19 protein-coding genes are annotated in these 17,694 nt (G+C 32.7%); 10 read left to right on the top strand and 9 right to left on the bottom strand.

Annotation, left to right across the window (positions count from 1 at the left end; translation table 11 throughout):
* Positions 1 to 533: 533 nt before the first annotated feature.
* Positions 534 to 1,655: a DUF5690 family protein gene (locus ETU10_RS10360; RefSeq protein WP_262710365.1), complete on the bottom strand. Its 1,122-nt coding sequence runs from the start codon at positions 1,653 to 1,655 to the stop codon at positions 534 to 536.
* A gap of 15 nt (positions 1,656 to 1,670) precedes the next feature.
* Positions 1,671 to 1,865, bottom strand: a complete 195-nt coding sequence (locus tag ETU10_RS11250; protein WP_221410381.1) for a hypothetical protein — start codon at positions 1,863 to 1,865, stop codon at positions 1,671 to 1,673.
* A gap of 253 nt (positions 1,866 to 2,118) precedes the next feature.
* On the opposite strand from ETU10_RS11250, the gene ETU10_RS10355 reads away from it, so the two are divergent.
* The 6 genes from ETU10_RS10355 to secA all read left to right on the top strand — a co-directional run bounded on the left by ETU10_RS10355 (position 2,119) and on the right by secA (position 8,449).
* Entirely contained in the window at positions 2,119 to 2,724 is a 606-nt protein-coding gene (locus ETU10_RS10355; protein WP_146312056.1) for a LemA family protein, read from the top strand.
* 8 nt (positions 2,725 to 2,732) lie between these two features.
* Positions 2,733 to 3,164, top strand: coding sequence for a TPM domain-containing protein (locus tag ETU10_RS10350; protein ID WP_146312054.1), 432 nt, complete (start codon positions 2,733 to 2,735; stop codon positions 3,162 to 3,164).
* Positions 3,142 to 3,945, top strand: a complete 804-nt coding sequence (locus ETU10_RS10345) for a TPM domain-containing protein (RefSeq protein WP_146312052.1) — start codon at positions 3,142 to 3,144, stop codon at positions 3,943 to 3,945. Before ETU10_RS10350 ends, ETU10_RS10345 begins: the two co-directional genes overlap by 23 nt.
* A gap of 197 nt (positions 3,946 to 4,142) precedes the next feature.
* Positions 4,143 to 4,604, top strand: a complete 462-nt coding sequence (gene trxA, locus ETU10_RS10340) for a thioredoxin (protein ID WP_146312050.1) — start codon at positions 4,143 to 4,145, stop codon at positions 4,602 to 4,604.
* A gap of 196 nt (positions 4,605 to 4,800) precedes the next feature.
* Positions 4,801 to 5,022, top strand: a complete 222-nt coding sequence (locus ETU10_RS10335) for a DUF2795 domain-containing protein (RefSeq protein ID WP_146262825.1) — start codon at positions 4,801 to 4,803, stop codon at positions 5,020 to 5,022.
* Between the two features lie 109 nt (positions 5,023 to 5,131).
* Positions 5,132 to 8,449 (top strand): preprotein translocase subunit SecA, encoded by a 3,318-nt coding sequence (secA, locus tag ETU10_RS10330; RefSeq protein ID WP_146312048.1) that lies wholly within the window; start codon positions 5,132 to 5,134, stop codon positions 8,447 to 8,449.
* A 216-nt stretch (positions 8,450 to 8,665) separates the two neighbouring features.
* Here secA and ETU10_RS10325 read toward each other — a convergent pair whose 3' ends face one another.
* The 7 genes from ETU10_RS10325 to ETU10_RS10295 all read right to left on the bottom strand — a co-directional run bounded on the left by ETU10_RS10325 (position 8,666) and on the right by ETU10_RS10295 (position 14,001).
* Positions 8,666 to 8,875, bottom strand: a complete 210-nt coding sequence (locus ETU10_RS10325) for a hypothetical protein (RefSeq protein ID WP_146312046.1) — start codon at positions 8,873 to 8,875, stop codon at positions 8,666 to 8,668.
* A 134-nt stretch (positions 8,876 to 9,009) separates the two neighbouring features.
* Entirely contained in the window at positions 9,010 to 9,585 is a 576-nt protein-coding gene (locus ETU10_RS10320) for a hypothetical protein (RefSeq protein ID WP_146312044.1), read from the bottom strand.
* A gap of 22 nt (positions 9,586 to 9,607) precedes the next feature.
* On the bottom strand, positions 9,608 to 10,180 hold the full coding sequence (locus tag ETU10_RS10315) for a hypothetical protein (protein ID WP_146312042.1): 573 nt from the start codon (positions 10,178 to 10,180) through the stop codon (positions 9,608 to 9,610).
* A 22-nt stretch (positions 10,181 to 10,202) separates the two neighbouring features.
* Positions 10,203 to 10,757, bottom strand: a complete 555-nt coding sequence (locus ETU10_RS10310) for a hypothetical protein (RefSeq protein WP_146312040.1) — start codon at positions 10,755 to 10,757, stop codon at positions 10,203 to 10,205.
* Positions 10,751 to 12,598 carry a DUF3289 family protein gene (locus tag ETU10_RS10305; protein WP_146312038.1) on the bottom strand — a complete coding sequence of 616 codons (1,848 nt, stop codon included), beginning with the start codon at positions 12,596 to 12,598 and terminating at the stop codon, positions 10,751 to 10,753. Before ETU10_RS10305 ends, ETU10_RS10310 begins: the two co-directional genes overlap by 7 nt.
* Before the next feature lie 2 nt (positions 12,599 to 12,600).
* Complete coding sequence (locus ETU10_RS10300) at positions 12,601 to 13,269, bottom strand: phage baseplate assembly protein V (protein ID WP_146312036.1); 669 nt, start codon at positions 13,267 to 13,269, stop codon at positions 12,601 to 12,603.
* A 3-nt stretch (positions 13,270 to 13,272) separates the two neighbouring features.
* Entirely contained in the window at positions 13,273 to 14,001 is a 729-nt protein-coding gene (locus ETU10_RS10295; RefSeq protein ID WP_146312034.1) for a hypothetical protein, read from the bottom strand.
* A 385-nt stretch (positions 14,002 to 14,386) separates the two neighbouring features.
* Between ETU10_RS10295 and aroC the strand changes: the two genes are divergently transcribed.
* From aroC to dapA, 4 genes are all read left to right on the top strand, one after another.
* A complete protein-coding gene (gene aroC / locus ETU10_RS10290; protein ID WP_146312032.1) occupies positions 14,387 to 15,448 on the top strand; it encodes a chorismate synthase in 1,062 nt (353 codons plus the stop codon).
* A 10-nt stretch (positions 15,449 to 15,458) separates the two neighbouring features.
* Entirely contained in the window at positions 15,459 to 16,112 is a 654-nt protein-coding gene (locus tag ETU10_RS10285) for a thioredoxin family protein (RefSeq protein WP_146312030.1), read from the top strand.
* Position 16,113: 1 nt separating this feature from the next.
* Positions 16,114 to 16,638, top strand: a complete 525-nt coding sequence (locus ETU10_RS10280; protein ID WP_146293535.1) for a TlpA family protein disulfide reductase — start codon at positions 16,114 to 16,116, stop codon at positions 16,636 to 16,638.
* Between the two features lie 97 nt (positions 16,639 to 16,735).
* Entirely contained in the window at positions 16,736 to 17,614 is an 879-nt protein-coding gene (gene dapA / locus ETU10_RS10275; protein ID WP_146312027.1) for a 4-hydroxy-tetrahydrodipicolinate synthase, read from the top strand.
* Positions 17,615 to 17,694 lie beyond the last annotated feature (80 nt).

Below are 17,694 nucleotides of genomic sequence, written 5' to 3'. Positions count from 1 at the left end.
ACCTTATTGTATATCTGCAATAGTATAGCCAATTTTAAATGCTCGTTCTACTGAGGGAATGGCTAAATCAGTTATGTTTTGTATATCATATATGGAGCCAGTTAATCCTCAGGTTCATCCTTTGGATTTACCAAAGGATTAACGTAATGAATCTTATTTTTTGCCATAGGTCTAATTATATGCATAATAGTTTGGGTAAAATCTGTGGATGATCCTATTTTGATGCTCTCGTTTCATAGAGAATTTAGAGTTTCAATAAATTGATATATATGAGATGTAAAATCAGACTGAGAGACAATTAAATATTTTTCGAAACTTTGCTACATTTATTGAATATCTTTCATGGAGCTATTTAGATTATAAACCTCATATAATTTATCATTTTTATATTTATTTATTTTTAATCAGAAAATACTTTTAGAAAGGTATGGAGTTTAGTAGTGCAACCATAGTCAATAACTGTTCCTGACCATTCCATAATAACTCAAGTTTTTTTTTCATTGAATATATTAATTTTTTTAAATTATGTAAATTTAAATGGTATAGCTAGGATTTGTATTTATATTACCCTCTTCATTATATTTTTGTAGCTCTAGCTTATTTTTTTCTTTTTTTGCTCTAAACTGTAGGTAAAACAAAGCATATATAAATGCGAGACAACAAAATATGCCTGTATATCCGGATAATTGATTGTAAAAGGTAAGCCAATGAATATTACTGCCAAAAAATTCTTTAATGAATAAAACTAATACACTACCTATATAACCTAAAAAATCATTTAATACAATGAAAAAGCCAACATTACCTTTAATTTTAAAACAAGCAATAAACCTTTCAAAAAATATGGTTTGAAAAGCAAGAAATGCAAAATATAAACATAAACTTTGAATAAATAACCATAGAACTGTATCTAATTTCAATTGATTGTAGTTTAAAGATGTTTTTGCCATTAAACACATTCCAACAATAAGAACGAACAATAAAATTTTTAAAGCACTTAAGTTATTTTTTATAAAATAAACTAAACAAAAAGTAACTAAAACTATAATAGTAACAACAGTATCAATCTGAGCAAATAACCAGTTGGAGTGCTCAGATGTGTTAACAATATTTACCAAGAAATCCTTTTTTATATCACGTGTGATCGTTAAAACTACATTTGCTATAAATAATACTATTAACAATAGAGCAAAATTTTTCACTAATTTTATTCTATCAATATTATTTAAAGGTTCTCTTTTCGATTTTGATTCAATATCTTCCCCATTAGGTTCAGGCAAACGATTGAGTATATAGATTAATAAGATAAGTATTGGCAAAGCTATTCCACCAATAAGAGCAGGCATCCAAAATTCGTTTACCTTTAAAACATTCATCATATACAAACCGACAGATTTTGCAGTTCCAGAACTGATTACCATGCTTACCCCCATAAAGCTTGCTAAAATATCAGTAAGTTTTCTCCCTTCCATATAACTAAAAATAAATCCCCACATGCAACCTAAAGACAGACTGTTGATAAACATTGGAATTAAATTATAAGGAGAATCTAATAATCCAAATAAAATTAGAGTTATCTCAGCAATCACCATGGAGCCAATGATAAACTTAAATCTGTTTTTTCTTTTTAATTCAGATATTAATTTAATACCAATAAATTTAGATATTGCCTAGCCCAGAATCTGTATAATTGTTACAACCACTTTATAATCAACGCCAAAAACTTGTATACCTTCAAAAGTTGCAGAAGTATAAGGTTTACGCAATGCATAGACCAAAGAATAGGACAATAAAGCAGCTCCTCCCGCCCATAGAATAAATAGTAAACGAGAAGAATAATTTTTTAAATTATTAATTTTTAACATAAAATTTAGCAAGTAAAAATTTTTGCTCAAAGAGAAAAATATTATGTTAAGATAATTTTATAATTATGTCATAAAATAGTTATAAATGGTAATAATAATAATCTTAAAATGTGATTTATAAATTTAATTTTAATAAATATTTTGAAAAAAAATAAATTAATTTAAATACAATAAAATTTTTTGTAATTTCGCTATTAGACTAAATTTAGTTTAAAATCGTTATATTAAAGATTAAGTTTTAAGAAATTTATTTATGAAAAAATTCAGTACAGGAATAATAATATTAGTTATTGCCATTTTTTTAATTGGGTTTTATATTGTAACTAGTAATCGAATGGTGGTTTTAAATAATGATGTCAAATTGAAGTGGGGAGCTGTAGAAACTGCCTATCAAAGAAGAGCAGATTTAATAACCCAATTAGCGGCAACGGTTAAAAAAGCAACAAATTACGAAAGAGAAACTTTAACAGCTGTCGTTGAAGCTAGAGCAAAGGCTACCTCTGTACAAATTGATCCTTCCAATTTAACACCTGAAAAATTGGCTGAATTTCAGAAGGCTCAAGCAGGTTTAAACAGTGCTTTAAGTAGACTTTTAGTCTCAGTAGAAAAGTATCCCGATTTAAAAGCCAATCAAAGTATTTTAGCCTTTCAGAGTCAGCTGGAAGGTACAGAGAATCGGATAAAAATAGATAGAGATAATTACAATATATCGGTTACCGAATATAATAATTATATAACACAATTACCTTACAGCATAATTTCAAGTATAAAAGGTTTAAAAGAAAAGGCTCTATTTAAATCCTTTGAAGGATCAGATAAATCTCCAGATGTTGATTTATTGTTAAACGGAGAAAAATAATTAATTTAATGCTATTTACAAATAATCAAGAAAAGCATATTATTGATACCATTCAACAAGTTGAAAAATTTACAACCGGTGAAATAAGGGTTTATGTTGATATGCTTTTACAAGGGGATCCACTGGCTGAGGCTCAAAGATTATTTTATAAATTGGAGATGCAGAAAACAAAGAATAAAAATGGAGTTTTAATATACGTCTCTGAAAACGAAAAAAAAGTTGCAGTGATTGGAGATGAAAATATTCATAGGTATGTAAACCAATCCTTTTGGAATAATCTAATTGAAGAAATTCTATATTCATTTAAAAATAAACAATTTGACATTGGAATCCTCACAGCCATAAAAAAAATAGGGGAACAATTAATAAAATATTTTCCATCAACCCCAGAAAATTTTGGTATAAATCAAATACCCAATGAGATTATATACAATAAATAGTTTATGGAGAATTTTGCTTGTGTTGCTATTAAATACAAGCATTTTTTTAGCCCAAAAGGAGTTTCAAATTCCTGATAAGCCAGCAAAAATATATCCAGTAAATGACTATGCAGGAGTTTTAACTCAAGCTCAAAAAAATCTTTTAGAAAAAAAACTTATTGCATATAATGATTCAACCTCTACGGAAATATTGCTATGTATAGTTAAAACCCTGACGGGAGATGATATAAATTATGTAGCTGCACGTTGGGGGAAAAGATGGGAGATAGGTAAACAAAGCAAAAATAATGGAATATTAATATTAATAGCTACAGAAGATAGACAATTGTCCATACAGAACGGTAGAGGTACAGAAGATGCTATGACAGATTTCATCTCTCACCAAATTATAAATGATTATATGATACCGCATCTAAAAAACGGAGATTATTATGGGGCTTCTAATTCAGGGATTGATCAAATTTTTAATGTTTTACAAGGAAAATTTAAATCATCTTCCAAAGATCAGCCACTAGATTTAGTCTCCTCGTTGGTGTTTATTATTGTTTTAATTATACTTTTTATATACATATCACAAATACTAAAAGGAAAAAGAAAAGGAACTTACTATAACAAAAACGGTAAAAATAAAGATGATGATTTTTGGGGGCCAGGTGGTGGATTTTTTGGAGGTGGATTCGGAGGCTTTGGAGGTGGATTTTCAGGAAGATCCGGTGGTGGTTTCGGCGGTTTCGGCGGTGGGGGAAGTTTCGGCGGCGGCGGTGCTAGTGGAAGATGGTAATTTAAAATTAAAAGTTATTTAAAATTAATTTTTAAAATTTTCTCTAAATAATATTTAGATTATATCTAAAAGGCTGAATATTTGATTATACATCATTTGTATAATAATATAAAAGACAATGATTGGTCTAGAATTTTATTACTAATTAACTGGGTAGTAAATGAAATTCAATGTTAATTTAATAATGCTTGTCACTAATGAAAAGTATAATCTTTGTAGCAATAATTTTTAGTCTTATACTTAATTCCTGTGAACGTAAGGACAAGACAGACAATAAACAAATAGAAAAAAAAGTATCAATGAAAACAATACCATTAAATATAGAAGATTTTAAAGTTAAAATTATGGATTACCAAAATAATCCGGATCAATGGAAATTTTTGGGAAATAAACCAGCGATCATAGATTTTTATGCTGATTGGTGTGGTCCATGTAAGATGGTAACACCCATTTTAGAAGAGTTGGCAGCAGAGTATGAGGGCAAAATTGATGTTTATAAAGTAGATACAGAAAAAGAACAGGAACTTGCTGCAATGTTTGGTATTAGAAGCATACCCTCTTTATTATTTATTCCGATGGATGGAGAACCTCAAATGGTACAAGGAGCTATCTCCAAAAAAGATTTTGAAAACATTATCAAAGAAATAATTTTTAAATAAATTAATTACTGATAAAATATGTCAAGTTGTCTTAACCACATATAATTCTATATTATTTTTTGATTTCTTATAAAAAGAAGTGTAGTAGTTAGTTAGAATTAAATTTTATCTTAAAAAAAATAATAATAAGCTTTGGCTTGAAGTTTGAGGACTTCGACCTATAAAAAAATATTCTTAATAAATAAATTTTGAATTTATGTACTGGACTTTAGAATTAGCATCCTATTTAAGTGATGCACCTTGGCCCGCAACAAAAGATGAATTAATCGATTATGCTATTAGAACAGGAGCACCTTTGGAAGTAGTAGAAAATCTTCAAGCCATAGAAGACGAAGGAGAAATATACGATAGTATTGAAGAAATATGGACCGATTATCCAACAGATGATGACTTTCTCTGGAACGAAGACGAATATTAAATAAATAAAGCCCTTATATAGGGCTTTATTTATTCACTTAAATTATTTGTAACAGAGCCAAATTTACTAAATTTGCTTGTTTAAAAATTAACAATACACCTCATACAGCATGAATATATTAAATTCTATCCTTAAACTATTTGTTGGAGATAAACATAAAAAAGATCTTGAACTCTTAAATAAATATTTAGAGAAAATAAAAAATGAAGAAGAGCAAATAGCAACCTTATCGATTGATCAACTTAGATATAAAACCATTGAGTTTAAGGAGAAAATAAATGAAGCAACCCAAGAAATCAGAACTAAAATTAATGATTTAAAGGAGAAAACTCAAACAACTGAAGATGTTGAAGAAAAAGAAAAGTTTTACGCAGAAATAGAAAAATTAGAAAAAGAATCGTATGAAATAGAAGAAAAAGTACTAGAGGAGATCTTACCGCAAGCCTATGCAGTGATAAAAGAAACGGCTAAAAGATTTACAGAAAATTCTACTATTGAAGCATCAGTTACAGACTTTGATAAAGAACTAGCAAATGCTAAGGAATATGTAACTATTAATGGAGAAAAATCCATCTGGAAAAATAATTGGAATGCAGCAGGAAAAGAAGTTCAATGGGATATGATTCATTATGATGTGCAATACATAGGCGGAACAGTTCTACACAAGGGTAAAATTGCAGAAATGGCAACCGGAGAAGGGAAAACTTTGGTAGGAACCTTACCCATGTATTTAAATGCACTGACAGGTAGAGGAGTTCATGTAGTGACAGTTAATGACTATTTAGCCAAAAGGGACTCTGCTTGGATGGCTCCTATATTTGAATTTCATGGTTTAAAAGTAGATTGTATAGATAATCATCAACCCAACTCAGAATCAAGAAGACAAGCCTATTTGTCTGATATCGTATACGGAACCAATAATGAATTTGGATTTGATTACTTGCGTGACAATATGGCAAATTCTCCTTCAGATTTAGTACAAAGAGAATTAAATTATGCCATAGTTGATGAGGTGGATTCCGTATTGATAGACGATGCCCGTACACCTTTAATTATTGCAGGTCCGGTTCCACAAGGAGACAAGCAAGAGTATCAAATTTTAAAACCAGTAGTTGAAAGTATTTTTACAGTTCAGAAAAATGAATTAACTAAAATATTTCAAGAAGCTAAACAATTATTAGCCAATGGAGATAAAAAGCTAGGAGGACAAAAACTTTATCAAGTTTTTAGGGGATTACCCAAATTTAAACCTTTAATCAAATTTTTATCGGAAGAAGGTAACAAAGCTATCCTATTAAAGGCAGAAGCATATTTTATTTCAGACAATAATAGAATGATGCCAGAAGCAGATAAAGATTTATATTTTGCTATTGACGAAAAAAATAATCAAGTAGAATTAACCGATAAAGGAATTGAATTTTTATCCAAAGGGAATGAAGATCCACATTTCTTTATGCTTGAAGATTTAGGTTCTGCTATTGCAGATATAGAAAGCAAAAATTTACCTAAAGAAGAAGAGCATAAAGAAAAAGAAGAATTTTTAAGAGAATTTGCAATTAAATCTGAAAGAATTCATTCACTAAATCAACTACTTAAAGCCTATACATTATTCGAAAAAGATATAGAGTATGTAGTTATGGATGGTCAAGTAAAAATCGTTGATGAGCAAACCGGACGGATCATGGAAGGGCGTCGTTACTCAGACGGTTTACACCAAGCCCTAGAAGCAAAAGAAAATGTTAAAATTGAAGCTGCTACCCAAACTTTTGCAACCATAACCCTACAAAATTATTTTAGAATGTATAATAAGCTTGCAGGAATGACGGGTACAGCAGAAACAGAAGCAGGTGAATTTTGGGAAATCTATAAATTAGACGTGGTTGCTATACCTACCAACAAGCCAGTGGTAAGAAAAGATCATCAAGACTTAGTATATAAAACCAATAGAGAAAAATTTAATGCAGTATTAAACGAAGTGATTCGTTTATCTCAAGAAGAAAAGAGACCTGTATTGGTAGGGACAACGTCCGTGGAAGTTTCTGAATTATTAAGCAAAGCATTAAAAATGAGAAAAATACCTCACAATGTTTTAAATGCTAAATTACATAAAAAAGAAGCGGAAGTAGTTGCAGAGGCTGGAAAACCGGGAGTAGTGACTATTGCCACCAATATGGCTGGTAGAGGAACAGATATTAAATTGATTGATGAAGTGAAAGATGCAGGAGGTTTAGCGATAATTGGTACAGAAAGACATGATTCTAGACGGGTGGACCGTCAGTTGAGAGGTAGAGCGGGTAGACAAGGAGATCCAGGATCCTCACAGTTTTATGTTTCGTTGGAAGATAATTTAATGCGTTTGTTTGGATCTGATAGAATTGCTAAAATGATGGATCGTTTAGGGCATAAAGAAGGAGATGTTATCCAGCATTCTATGATTAGTAATTCCATTGAGAGAGCGCAAAAAAAAGTGGAAGAAAACAATTTCGGCATAAGAAAAAGACTTTTGGAATATGACGATGTTATGAATAAACAAAGAGAAGTTATTTATAGCAGACGTAAAAATGCTCTTTTTGGAGAGAAGCTAAGTATTGATATTGCTAATATGATATTTGATACAGCTGCACTTATTGTTAAAGAGAACAAATCCAATCGAGACTTCAAGAATTTTGAATTTGAATTGGCTACTACTTTCGCAATGGATACTCCAATGGATAGTGCAGAATTTAATAGTTTAAATGAAGCTGATATAACACAAAAAGTATTTGAACATGCTGAGGCTTTATACAAAGAAAAACTAGAGAATACAGCAGAGCAACTTTACCCAACCGTTTCCAATGTATTTTTATCTCCTAATCGATCGTACAAAAACATTTCTGTGCCATTTACAGATGGTAGTAAAGTAATAAATGTTACTACAAATTTAGAAAAAGCTTACAACTCAGGAGGTAAAGCTTTATTGAAAGATTTTGAAAAGAGTATTACTTTGGCGATCATTGATGAAAACTGGAAAGACCATTTAAGAGAAATGGATGAACTAAGAAAATCAGCCCAGTCAGCCGTATGGGAACAAAAAGATCCATTGGTAATCTATAAGCAAGAGTCTTTCAAATTATTTAGAGATATGTTAGACAAAACCAATAAAGAAATAATTTCTTTCCTATTTAAAGGCGGTTTACCTATTGAAGCTAATAATACTACCATACATGAAGCTAAAGAAGTAAAACAGAAAATGGTTGAAAGTAGAAACTTTGAAGAAAACCAAGAAGAAGAAGCTAAAGATAGAGAAATACAGGAACCTTTACGAGTGAATAAAATTGGAAGAAATGAGTTGGTAACTATTCGTAATTTAAGAACGGGAGAAGTCAAAAACCTAAAATTTAAACAAGCACAACCGTATATAGATGAAGGTTGGATGGTTGAAGACTAAACATGAAATTAAAAAAAACTAATCCTAATAAAGGATTAGTTTTTTTCTTTGAAATGAATTCACGATTGTTAATATAAATTAATTAAAAGATTTGATACTTATTTATCCAATTTTATTTTAAAATTTGAATTCTATCTGTTCTTTAATTTACATAAATTTCTTTATAATAATATTTTTTTGGAATTTTAAGTACAATATGTAAATTCTTTTCTGTTTTTATTTTTCTATTTGTCCTGTATATCCATTAACCCATATTCCAGATATATTATACCCTGTTTTTGAATTAAAATTTAATGGAGAATCTATAAATATATAATTATCATTATAAACAACATCTAGTATACATTTTACACTTGTTTTTTGAGTATCTTGTTTAAAAATATAATTAACATATATTTGCGTAGCTTCTTCTAAAGATATTTTCATTCCTTTTTCTTTTTCTTTAAATTCATAGGTACCAAAAATATAAATTTTTTTTCTTTTGTATAAGAACAAGAAACCAGAATAAATAGGGAATAAAAAATTAGACTATAGTTTTTTAACTTTTTCATTGAGGATAGCTATTTAAGGGAAGGAACTTTAGGTTTAGGACAAGGAATAAGGATTTCTTTTCCCATATCATAAAATCCATCTTTTTTTAGTTTTTCTTCATTGGGAATGTACCAAAGAAGATCAGTTCTCCAGCGGGTGCTATCCGCCGGACAACGCTCACTAAAAACAAAACCCAAAAAATCTTGCCTTTGGCTTCCCAGGTATTTGGTTTGTCCCTCCCAGGTATCGTAACTCTCATGAGTAAGAAAATAAGAGGTATCATCCGTATAACGATAGAATCCCATAGAATATAAATCAGTATCTAGCTTATCCAGCGGAACTCCTTTTTTATTCCGGTAATTAATCATTACTTTTTTTAGTTCTTCCAAATCCGTAGGAGGATTTTTTATTAAAAAATCTTCAGTATAGATATAGATATCTCTGTGCGGATCACCATCATAGCTGGAAATGCTTTTTTTATCTTTTATTTTTACAGGTATAAATTTAAGAGAGGTATCTTTACTTTTTCCTGTATCTGTACCGGAGCAGGAAGCCAGAATAAACCAAGCACTTAAAAAAAGACTAAGAATTTTTAATTTTACCATTTTAGTAAGATTATGTTTATAATTACTGATAAGGATCTTTAGGTTTAGGACAGGGAATTATATTTTCCTGTTTTAGTTCATAAAACCCATCTTTTTTTAGTTTTTCTTCATTGGGAATCGTCCATAAAACATGAGTTTGCCATTGTGTAGTATCTGCCGGACAACGCTCACTAAAAACAAAGCCTAAAAAATCTTGTTCCTGACTCCCTAAGTATTTGGTTTGTCCATCCCAGGTATCGTAACTTTCATGAGTAAGAAAATAAGAGGTATCATCCGTATAGCGATAGAATCCCATAGAATATAAATCTGTATCCAGCTTATCCAGTGGAACTCCTTTTTTATTCCGGTAATTAATCATTACTTTTTTTAGTTCTTCTAAATCGGTGGGTGGATTTTTTATTAGTACCCTTTCAGTATAGATATAGATATCTCTGTGCAGATCACCATCATAGCTGGAAATGCTTTTTTTATCTTTTATTTTTACAGGTATAAATTTAAGAGAGGTATCTTTACTTTTTCCTGTATCTGTACCGGAGCAGGAAGCCAGAATAAACCAAGCACTTAAAAAAAGACTAAGAATTTTTAATTTTACCATTTTAGTAAGATTATGTTTATAATTACTGATAAGGATCTTTAGGTTTAGGACAGGGAATTATATTTTCCTGTTTTAGTTCATAAAACTCATCTTTTTTTAGCTTCTCTTGGTCAGGAATTGTCCATAAAACATGAGTTTGCCATTGTGTAGTATCTGCCGGACAACGCTCACTAAAAACAAAGCCTAAAAAATCTTGTTCCTGACTCCCTAAGTATTTGGTTTGTCCATCCCAAGTGTCATAGCTTATATGATTCAGAAAATAAGAGGTATCATCTGTATAACGGTAAAAATTCATGCTGTATTCATCCGTATCCAATTTATCCAATGGAACTCCTTTTTTATTCCGGTAATCCATCATTGCTTTTTTTAGCTCTTCCAAATCGGCTGGAGGTTTTTTTATTAATATCCTTTCTCTATAAATATAAGTATCTCTGTGCAAATCGCCTGAATAACTGGAAATAAATTTTTTTTCTCTTCGATTAACAGGTACAAATTCTATTTTATTTTGGGTACCGGAACAGGAAATAAGAATAAACAGGGAATAAAAAATTAGACGAAGGGTTTTTAATTTTACCATTTGGGAAGGTTGTTTAGGTTAACTTTTTGTTGGGCATCTTGGGCTTCATTTTCTTTTGCTGCTTGTTCTGCCTGTTGTGCCTTTATATTTTCCTGACGGGTATAGTAAATATTCCCGCTAAATTCTCTTTCTATTACGGCTTGGGTCACGAAGGGACGGTAACCGTACAAATGTTGCAAAATAAACCAATGGGCAAAAATTTCAGAGGCTTGGGGAAGTATATTAAACAGTTTTTCCATATCGGGCAAATCCAGCCCGAAATGATCCCACAAAATAATTCGGTAGTTTAGTTTATACTCCCGGGCATTTATTTTTTTAAATCCGGTTAGGTAAACCTCTCGTGCCCAAATATCGTTTAGGGCAATGGTACGCCCCTCTACCATATTTTTTGCGCCTTCCACACTAAATCCCCAACTATACATAATACGGCCGAATTGTTTTTGCTTTTTTTTCCTTTCATCAAAATCTTCTCGTTTTTCAAAGTATATTTGTTGATCTTTGAGTATTTGAAAATCGCCTTCGCTTTCTTTTAGCTTGAGGCTTAGGTAATCTTCTATTTTTTGGCAATAGGCAAGGGTAGCCGGCTGTTTGGCCAAGTTTTGGCTAAGTAATTCGCTTTCATAAATTCCTCCTTCATTTTGTTTAAATTTATCCACCATTTTACCTATGTTTCCTTGCAAATCTCTCCAGTCAAAATAACGTTCCACCATACTTTTAAACCGTTCAAAATGTTTTTCGGCCGCCAGGGTTCCGTATCTATCCTTATATTCTTTATATAATTTTTCGGTATACTCACCTGTGTTTTCCATATACCTAGCAATAAGTACTCCTCTTGGTTTTATTTCTTTCTTATACTTGGTATTAAAAATGTCCTTTTTATTGTATAGAGCCTTTTTATATACTTTAGGGGTTATATAATCTAAAGGTTTTACTTCTGTAGGAGCTACTTGCAGGTTGTCTTTTTTGGCTACAATTTCTTCGGGTTTCCATGCCTTGCCTTGTTCTTTCCTTTCAGGGAAAGAAGTATTTTCCCCGGAAGAAGGAATATAATTAACCCAATCGGCATCTTGTTCTAAAGAAAAGCCCCGTCTAGTATAATTATCTTTGTAATTACTAACCTCCGAAGGAGTGTAAATGGGTGGTTTACTTTTTACTCCCCTGCCAAAGGTCATATCATCGGCTACTCCATCTCCCGTGCGGTTAATCCCCGGCATTTTAAAGCGGTCTATAGGGAAAACATCATACACTTTCAGGTAATCCCCAAATATAATCGGCAATTCATATTGCTCATCTTTATAAGAAATTTTAAAAAATAATTCTAAATAACCGTCTTTGTCTTGTTGCAGTAATTCAGAAATAAATTTATTTTCGGTAACATAAAAGTTAATTATGGCTTTTCCTTCAGAATTTATTTTTTCGGTAGTATAAGGTTCATTTGTACCTGTATGTATTAAAGGAATTTCTGTTTTTTTTGTTTCTCCCTGAAATTTTCTTCTTTCTTGTCCTACTTGATAGGTTAGGGAACTATCGTCGTACAATACAAAGGAAATTTCCTCGCCGACGGCTATGTTTTTTGTTTCTACCACAAAAAATACTTGTTCTCCTATAAAGGAAGATTTAATTTTATCTTCGCCGGTTTGGTCAGAACTCCACCAACCTCTAAGAATATATTCTCCACCGGTTTTAGGTTGTTCCGGAGCACCGTAAATAATATCCTTATCGGAAGTAATGTTTATTGGTCCGTTAGAATTTAAGGTAAGCTTGTTGGTATACACCGAATATTTTTCCGATACTTTGGTTATTTTACCCCCTGCCCGTATTGTTATTTTACCTCCTGCCATTTTTAGAATAAATTAGATTTTTCACCGCTATTATTATGGGAAGTTTCCTGTGCATGAAAATTCATAGTAGTTTCTGTAGAACTTTGGTATTCCTCAGAAAGTTCTTGCAATTCTTTAGATTTCATATTTACACTACCTACGGAGTCCATATCAATATCCCCAGCAAACAAAGAGTACTGCATACCCACTTGGGTAGTAGCATTCATTCCTACCGAAGTAGTTTGGTTTTGCCCCGCACTAAAGTTCATGTTTTTTCCTGCGCTCAGGTTTATATTTTCTCCTGCCGTTACCGAAAAATCCTTAGGTGCATCCACCGAAATAGACCCTTGTCCATCCATAAACCAGCGATTTCCACTCGGGTCTTCCACCAAAATACTTCCTTTACCTTCGGCATCGTTAAAAACAATCTTGGTACCGCTACGGGTTTCAATCACCTTTAAATCATTCCCCTCCGTGTAATAACGGGCAATCTCTCCTCCGTTATAAGCCGTACCCAGCACCACCGGTGCATCCGGGTTTCCTCCTTGGAAAGCCACCAAAACCGTTTCCCCAACTTCGGGGGTAAAATACGTTCCTTTGCCCGAACCTGCATGCGGTTGAATGATCTGCACCCAAGGGGTCTGGCTGTTTTTGGCTTTTTGCCAAGCAAACTGCACCCGCACCCTTCCCATTTTTTACGGATCTTGGTTTTGGCTTACCACAGCATGCTGTACATCTGCTCTTGGGAAAGACCCCGAATTAAAAGAAGCAGGAACTACAGAATCTTTAGGCACACCCACAAAACGGTGTTCGTAGCCCAAACCATCTTCAAAACTATGTACAATTTCTAAAACCTTGTAACTCTCCGCAGGAACCTTACCATTTTTAAAAATCTGGTGCCCCGGCATCCAAACTTTCAACTTAGCAATATCGCCCACCCGAAGCGAAGGATTATTTACACGAGCTTCCAAGCGAACCAATTCTCTTTTTTTTCTTATGCCTCTCTCCAAATCCATATCAAGCGCCATTCTTCCCTCTCTTAAATTGCTATGTCCGTAATGTGCCGTAGGAATATGGCTAGCGTACAAATCCTCAGAAACATTGTTTGCATATTGCTGAAAAGGATTCTCGCTATACTGCACCCTTTTAGAAGAAGATTCTACAATCAAAGATTCTCCTTGCTGAGGGTCGTACCCCGTAAGCCCAAAAGCTTGCGCCCCCATTTGCATAGATAAATCATAATCGTAAATATCTTCCCCTTCCATCAGCTCCACAATTTTGCTTCCCCAAGCAGAAAAAATAAACTGCTCACCATCATAGTAAAAATATTCTCCAAACTGCGTTGCCAAATGTCTGATGAAAGAATAATCACTCTCATTGTACTGCGAAACATAAGGGATTTTATTTTTAAAATTAGCATTCATCCGAAACTGAACTAAGTTTTGCGGATAACAAATAGGTTGGATTTGCTACCCCCATAGGTAGGGATTTTGTGACTGATGTGACGAAGTCAATCTGCCTCTTACTCGGTAAGCATTCGATTGCCGTCTCCAAATACGGGTTTCTTTGCCATAGTATTAGTTTTAAAAATTAATATTTAAACGAATTAGAATAAAATATATGTTTATTTATCACAAAGGTAGATAAAATACAAGAAGTTGAGCAAATTTTTATCTGTATTTTTTATAAAATTTTAGTGATGAATGTATTATTTTATACTAAAGACCGCATGGATAAGTGGTTACACGTACGATTAGCCTTGATACATAACTATTGATAAATCGTTTTTTTATAATTAACTTTGTACGTATGTTTAATGAATTTGGAAAAATTATAAAACTTACTACTTTTGGAGAAAGTCATGGCACAGCCATTGGCGGAATAGTAGACGGTTTTCCGGCAGGTCTTCCGGTAGATTTAGAAGCCGTGCAAAAAGAACTAGATAGAAGAAAACCGGGGCAATCTAAAATTGTAACCCAAAGAAAGGAAGACGATAAGGTAGAATTTTTCTCCGGATTACTGGAAGGAAAAACTACCGGTCAATCCATTGGTTTTCTAATCCCCAATACCAACCAAAAATCTAAAGATTACGAATACAATGTGCAGGTTTTTCGACCTTCCCATGCAGATTTTACCTATACGCAAAAATACGGGATTCGTGACCATAGAGGAGGAGGGAGAACCTCTGCCAGAGAAACTGCCAACTGGGTGGTGGGCGGCGCCTTATGCAAGCAACTGATTCCAGAAATTAAAATTCAGGCGTACGTTTCATCCATCGGAGAAATTCAATTGAATAAACATTATACAGAACTGGATCTTTCTCAAGTGGAAAGCAATATTGTACGATGTCCGGAGGCATCCACGGCAGAAAAAATGATTGATTTGGTCTCCCGAATTAAAAAAGAAGGAGATACCATTGGTGGTACGGTTACCTGCGTAGTGCAGAACATGCCTATAGGTTTAGGCGAACCTATTTTTGATAAGTTATCTGCACGTTTGGCACAGGCAATGATGGGGATAAATGCCGCCAAAGGTTTTGAGATAGGAAGTGGGTTTGAAGGTACCCGATGTATGGGATCCGAACATAACGATATATTTATAGAAGGAGGAAAAACCTTAACCAATCATTCCGGCGGCATCCAAGGAGGGATTTCCAATGGAATGGATGTAGTGTTTAAGGTAGCTTTTAAGCCTGTAGCTACAATTATGAAAGAACAATCCACCATTAATGAAAGGGGGGAAGTTTCTACGATACACGGCAGAGGAAGACACGACCCTTGTGTAGTTCCTAGGGCGGTTCCTATTGTGGAAGCCTTAACAGCCATGGTTCTGGCAGATTTTACTTTATTAAATAAACTTAGAAAAATATAAACACCAAGAATTGGCAAAACCAATTCCAAAAAATTACAATTCAATCAAAGTGATGGCACAAACAATAGATCTAAAATATTATTGGGAACAAGCAGTAAGCTATGATTCTTATAAAGAAATTATTGAAAAACAAGCTCAGGAAGGTATAAATAACGAGGGAGATAAAGATATCCAAAAACTGGCGGAATATACACGGTTAAATCTTAGTAGGATTCACAGAAACGACAAAACTTTAGTTTTAGAAGAATCTGTACTTTCTATACTAAACAAACTGAATAAAAAGGTTAATATTCTGGCTATTTCTGAAGGTTGGTGTGGAGATGCTTCCCAAATTGTTCCAGTGGTTCAGAAGTTGGCAGAAAGTTCATCTAATATAGATTTTAAACTTTTCTTTAGAGATGCAGACGAAAAACTTATTCAGCAATATTTAACCAATGGGGGCAAAGCCATTCCTATTATCCTATTTATAGACGCTGAAACTTTTGAAGAAATATCTCATTGGGGACCTCGTCCGAAATCTTGTGCACCTTTCTTAGAAAAATACAAGGAAAATCCTGAAGCCTATACTCATGATGATTTTGCAAAAGACATTCAAGGATTTTACAACAAAGACAAAGGGCATGAAATTGCCAATGAATTAACGCAAATAATCTCTAAGATATAGTATGAAAATAAAACCTATTTACGTAGTAAATATAGTTTTTATAGCATTGATTATCGCTTTATTATTTACCCCTTTAAGGGGGTATTTACAAAAAATACAATCCTCAACAGCAGAAAGTAAGTACGCGAAAATAAGTCAATTAACTCCAGAACAATATAATATTGAACTAAAAGGTGTAAATACCCCGGATGTTAATTTTAAAGATTTTAAAGGCAAAAAAATTTTCTTGAATTTTTGGGCTACTTGGTGTCCTATATGTAAAAGCGAAATGCCAGACATTCAAACCTTGTACAATTCTAGCAAGCAAGACTATCAATTCGTGCTTATATACATGAAAGATGACAGGAAAAAAGTAGAAGAATATTTAAAAGAAAACTCATATACTTTCCCAGTTTATGAGGCAGTGAGTCCCATAGAAACCTCCTTATTGCCTACGGAATATCCAACCACTTTTTTAATAAAAGAGAATGGAGAAATTCAAGAAAAAGTCATTGGAGCCCGAGATTGGAAAAATTTGAAATTCTAATCAGTATCCAGATAAAATAGTAAAAAAAACGGTTATAAAAATAGTGTTGTTGAAAAAAATAGTATTTTTATGGCTTAAAAGATAAATTGTTACTCTTATGAAATTATTGCAAGGTTTAGGTGTAGCTTTAATAACGCCTTTCAATGAAGATGAAACGGTGGATTTTTCATCTCTTGAAAAATTAGTGAATTACAATATAGGAGGTGGAGTAGATTACCTAGTTGTTTTAGGCACTACCGCAGAAAGCGCTACTCTAGAAGCAGGGGAAAAGAGGGAAATCATTGAATGTATAAAGCAAACAAATAACCATAGACTTCCACTTATTTTAGGGATAGGTGGAAATCATACTGCTGAGATCATACGTCAACTTCAAACCACAGATTTAGAAGCATTTTCTGCTATCTTGTCGGTATCACCTTATTACAATAAACCTTCCCAAGAAGGAATCTTTCAACATTATAAAGCCCTTGCTAAAAATTCCCCTAAACCTATTATAATATATAATGTACCTGGTAGAACATCTTCAAACATAGAAGCTACAACCACCTTACGAATGGCGAATGAAATTGAAAATCTATTAGGAATTAAAGAAGCAAGCGGTAACTTTTTACAATCTACAGATATACTCAAAAATAAACCTCAGGATTTTATATTAACTTCCGGGGATGATGAATATGCCTTACCCGTAACTTTAGCTGGAGGGGATGGAGTAATTTCAGTCCTTGGGCAAGCATTGCCCGAAAAAGTTTCTCAAATGATACGCTTAGGTTTGGAAAACAAGGTTCAAGATGCCTATCAAATACACTACCAAATTCAAAGCTTAATTAGGCTTATTTTTGCAGAAGGCAATCCAACGGGAATCAAAGCACTTTTAGCTTTGCAAGGAATTATTAAAACCTCAAATACACGTTTGCCCTTAGTAAAAGCAACCCAACAACTCATGGATAAATTAAGTTCTGAATTAAAAAAACTTTAGATATAAATTCATTGAAAAAATGAATATGCATCTCAATAGCAATATTTAACCTTAGTGGTTTAATCGTTTAATCTTTGCAT

It is taken from the genome of Apibacter muscae (assembly GCF_007845595.1).
Taxonomy (GTDB): Bacteria; Bacteroidota; Bacteroidia; order Flavobacteriales; family Weeksellaceae; genus Apibacter; species Apibacter muscae.
Note: the sequence above shows the minus strand (reverse complement) of the source record. Positions and strands in the feature narration are given on the sequence as shown.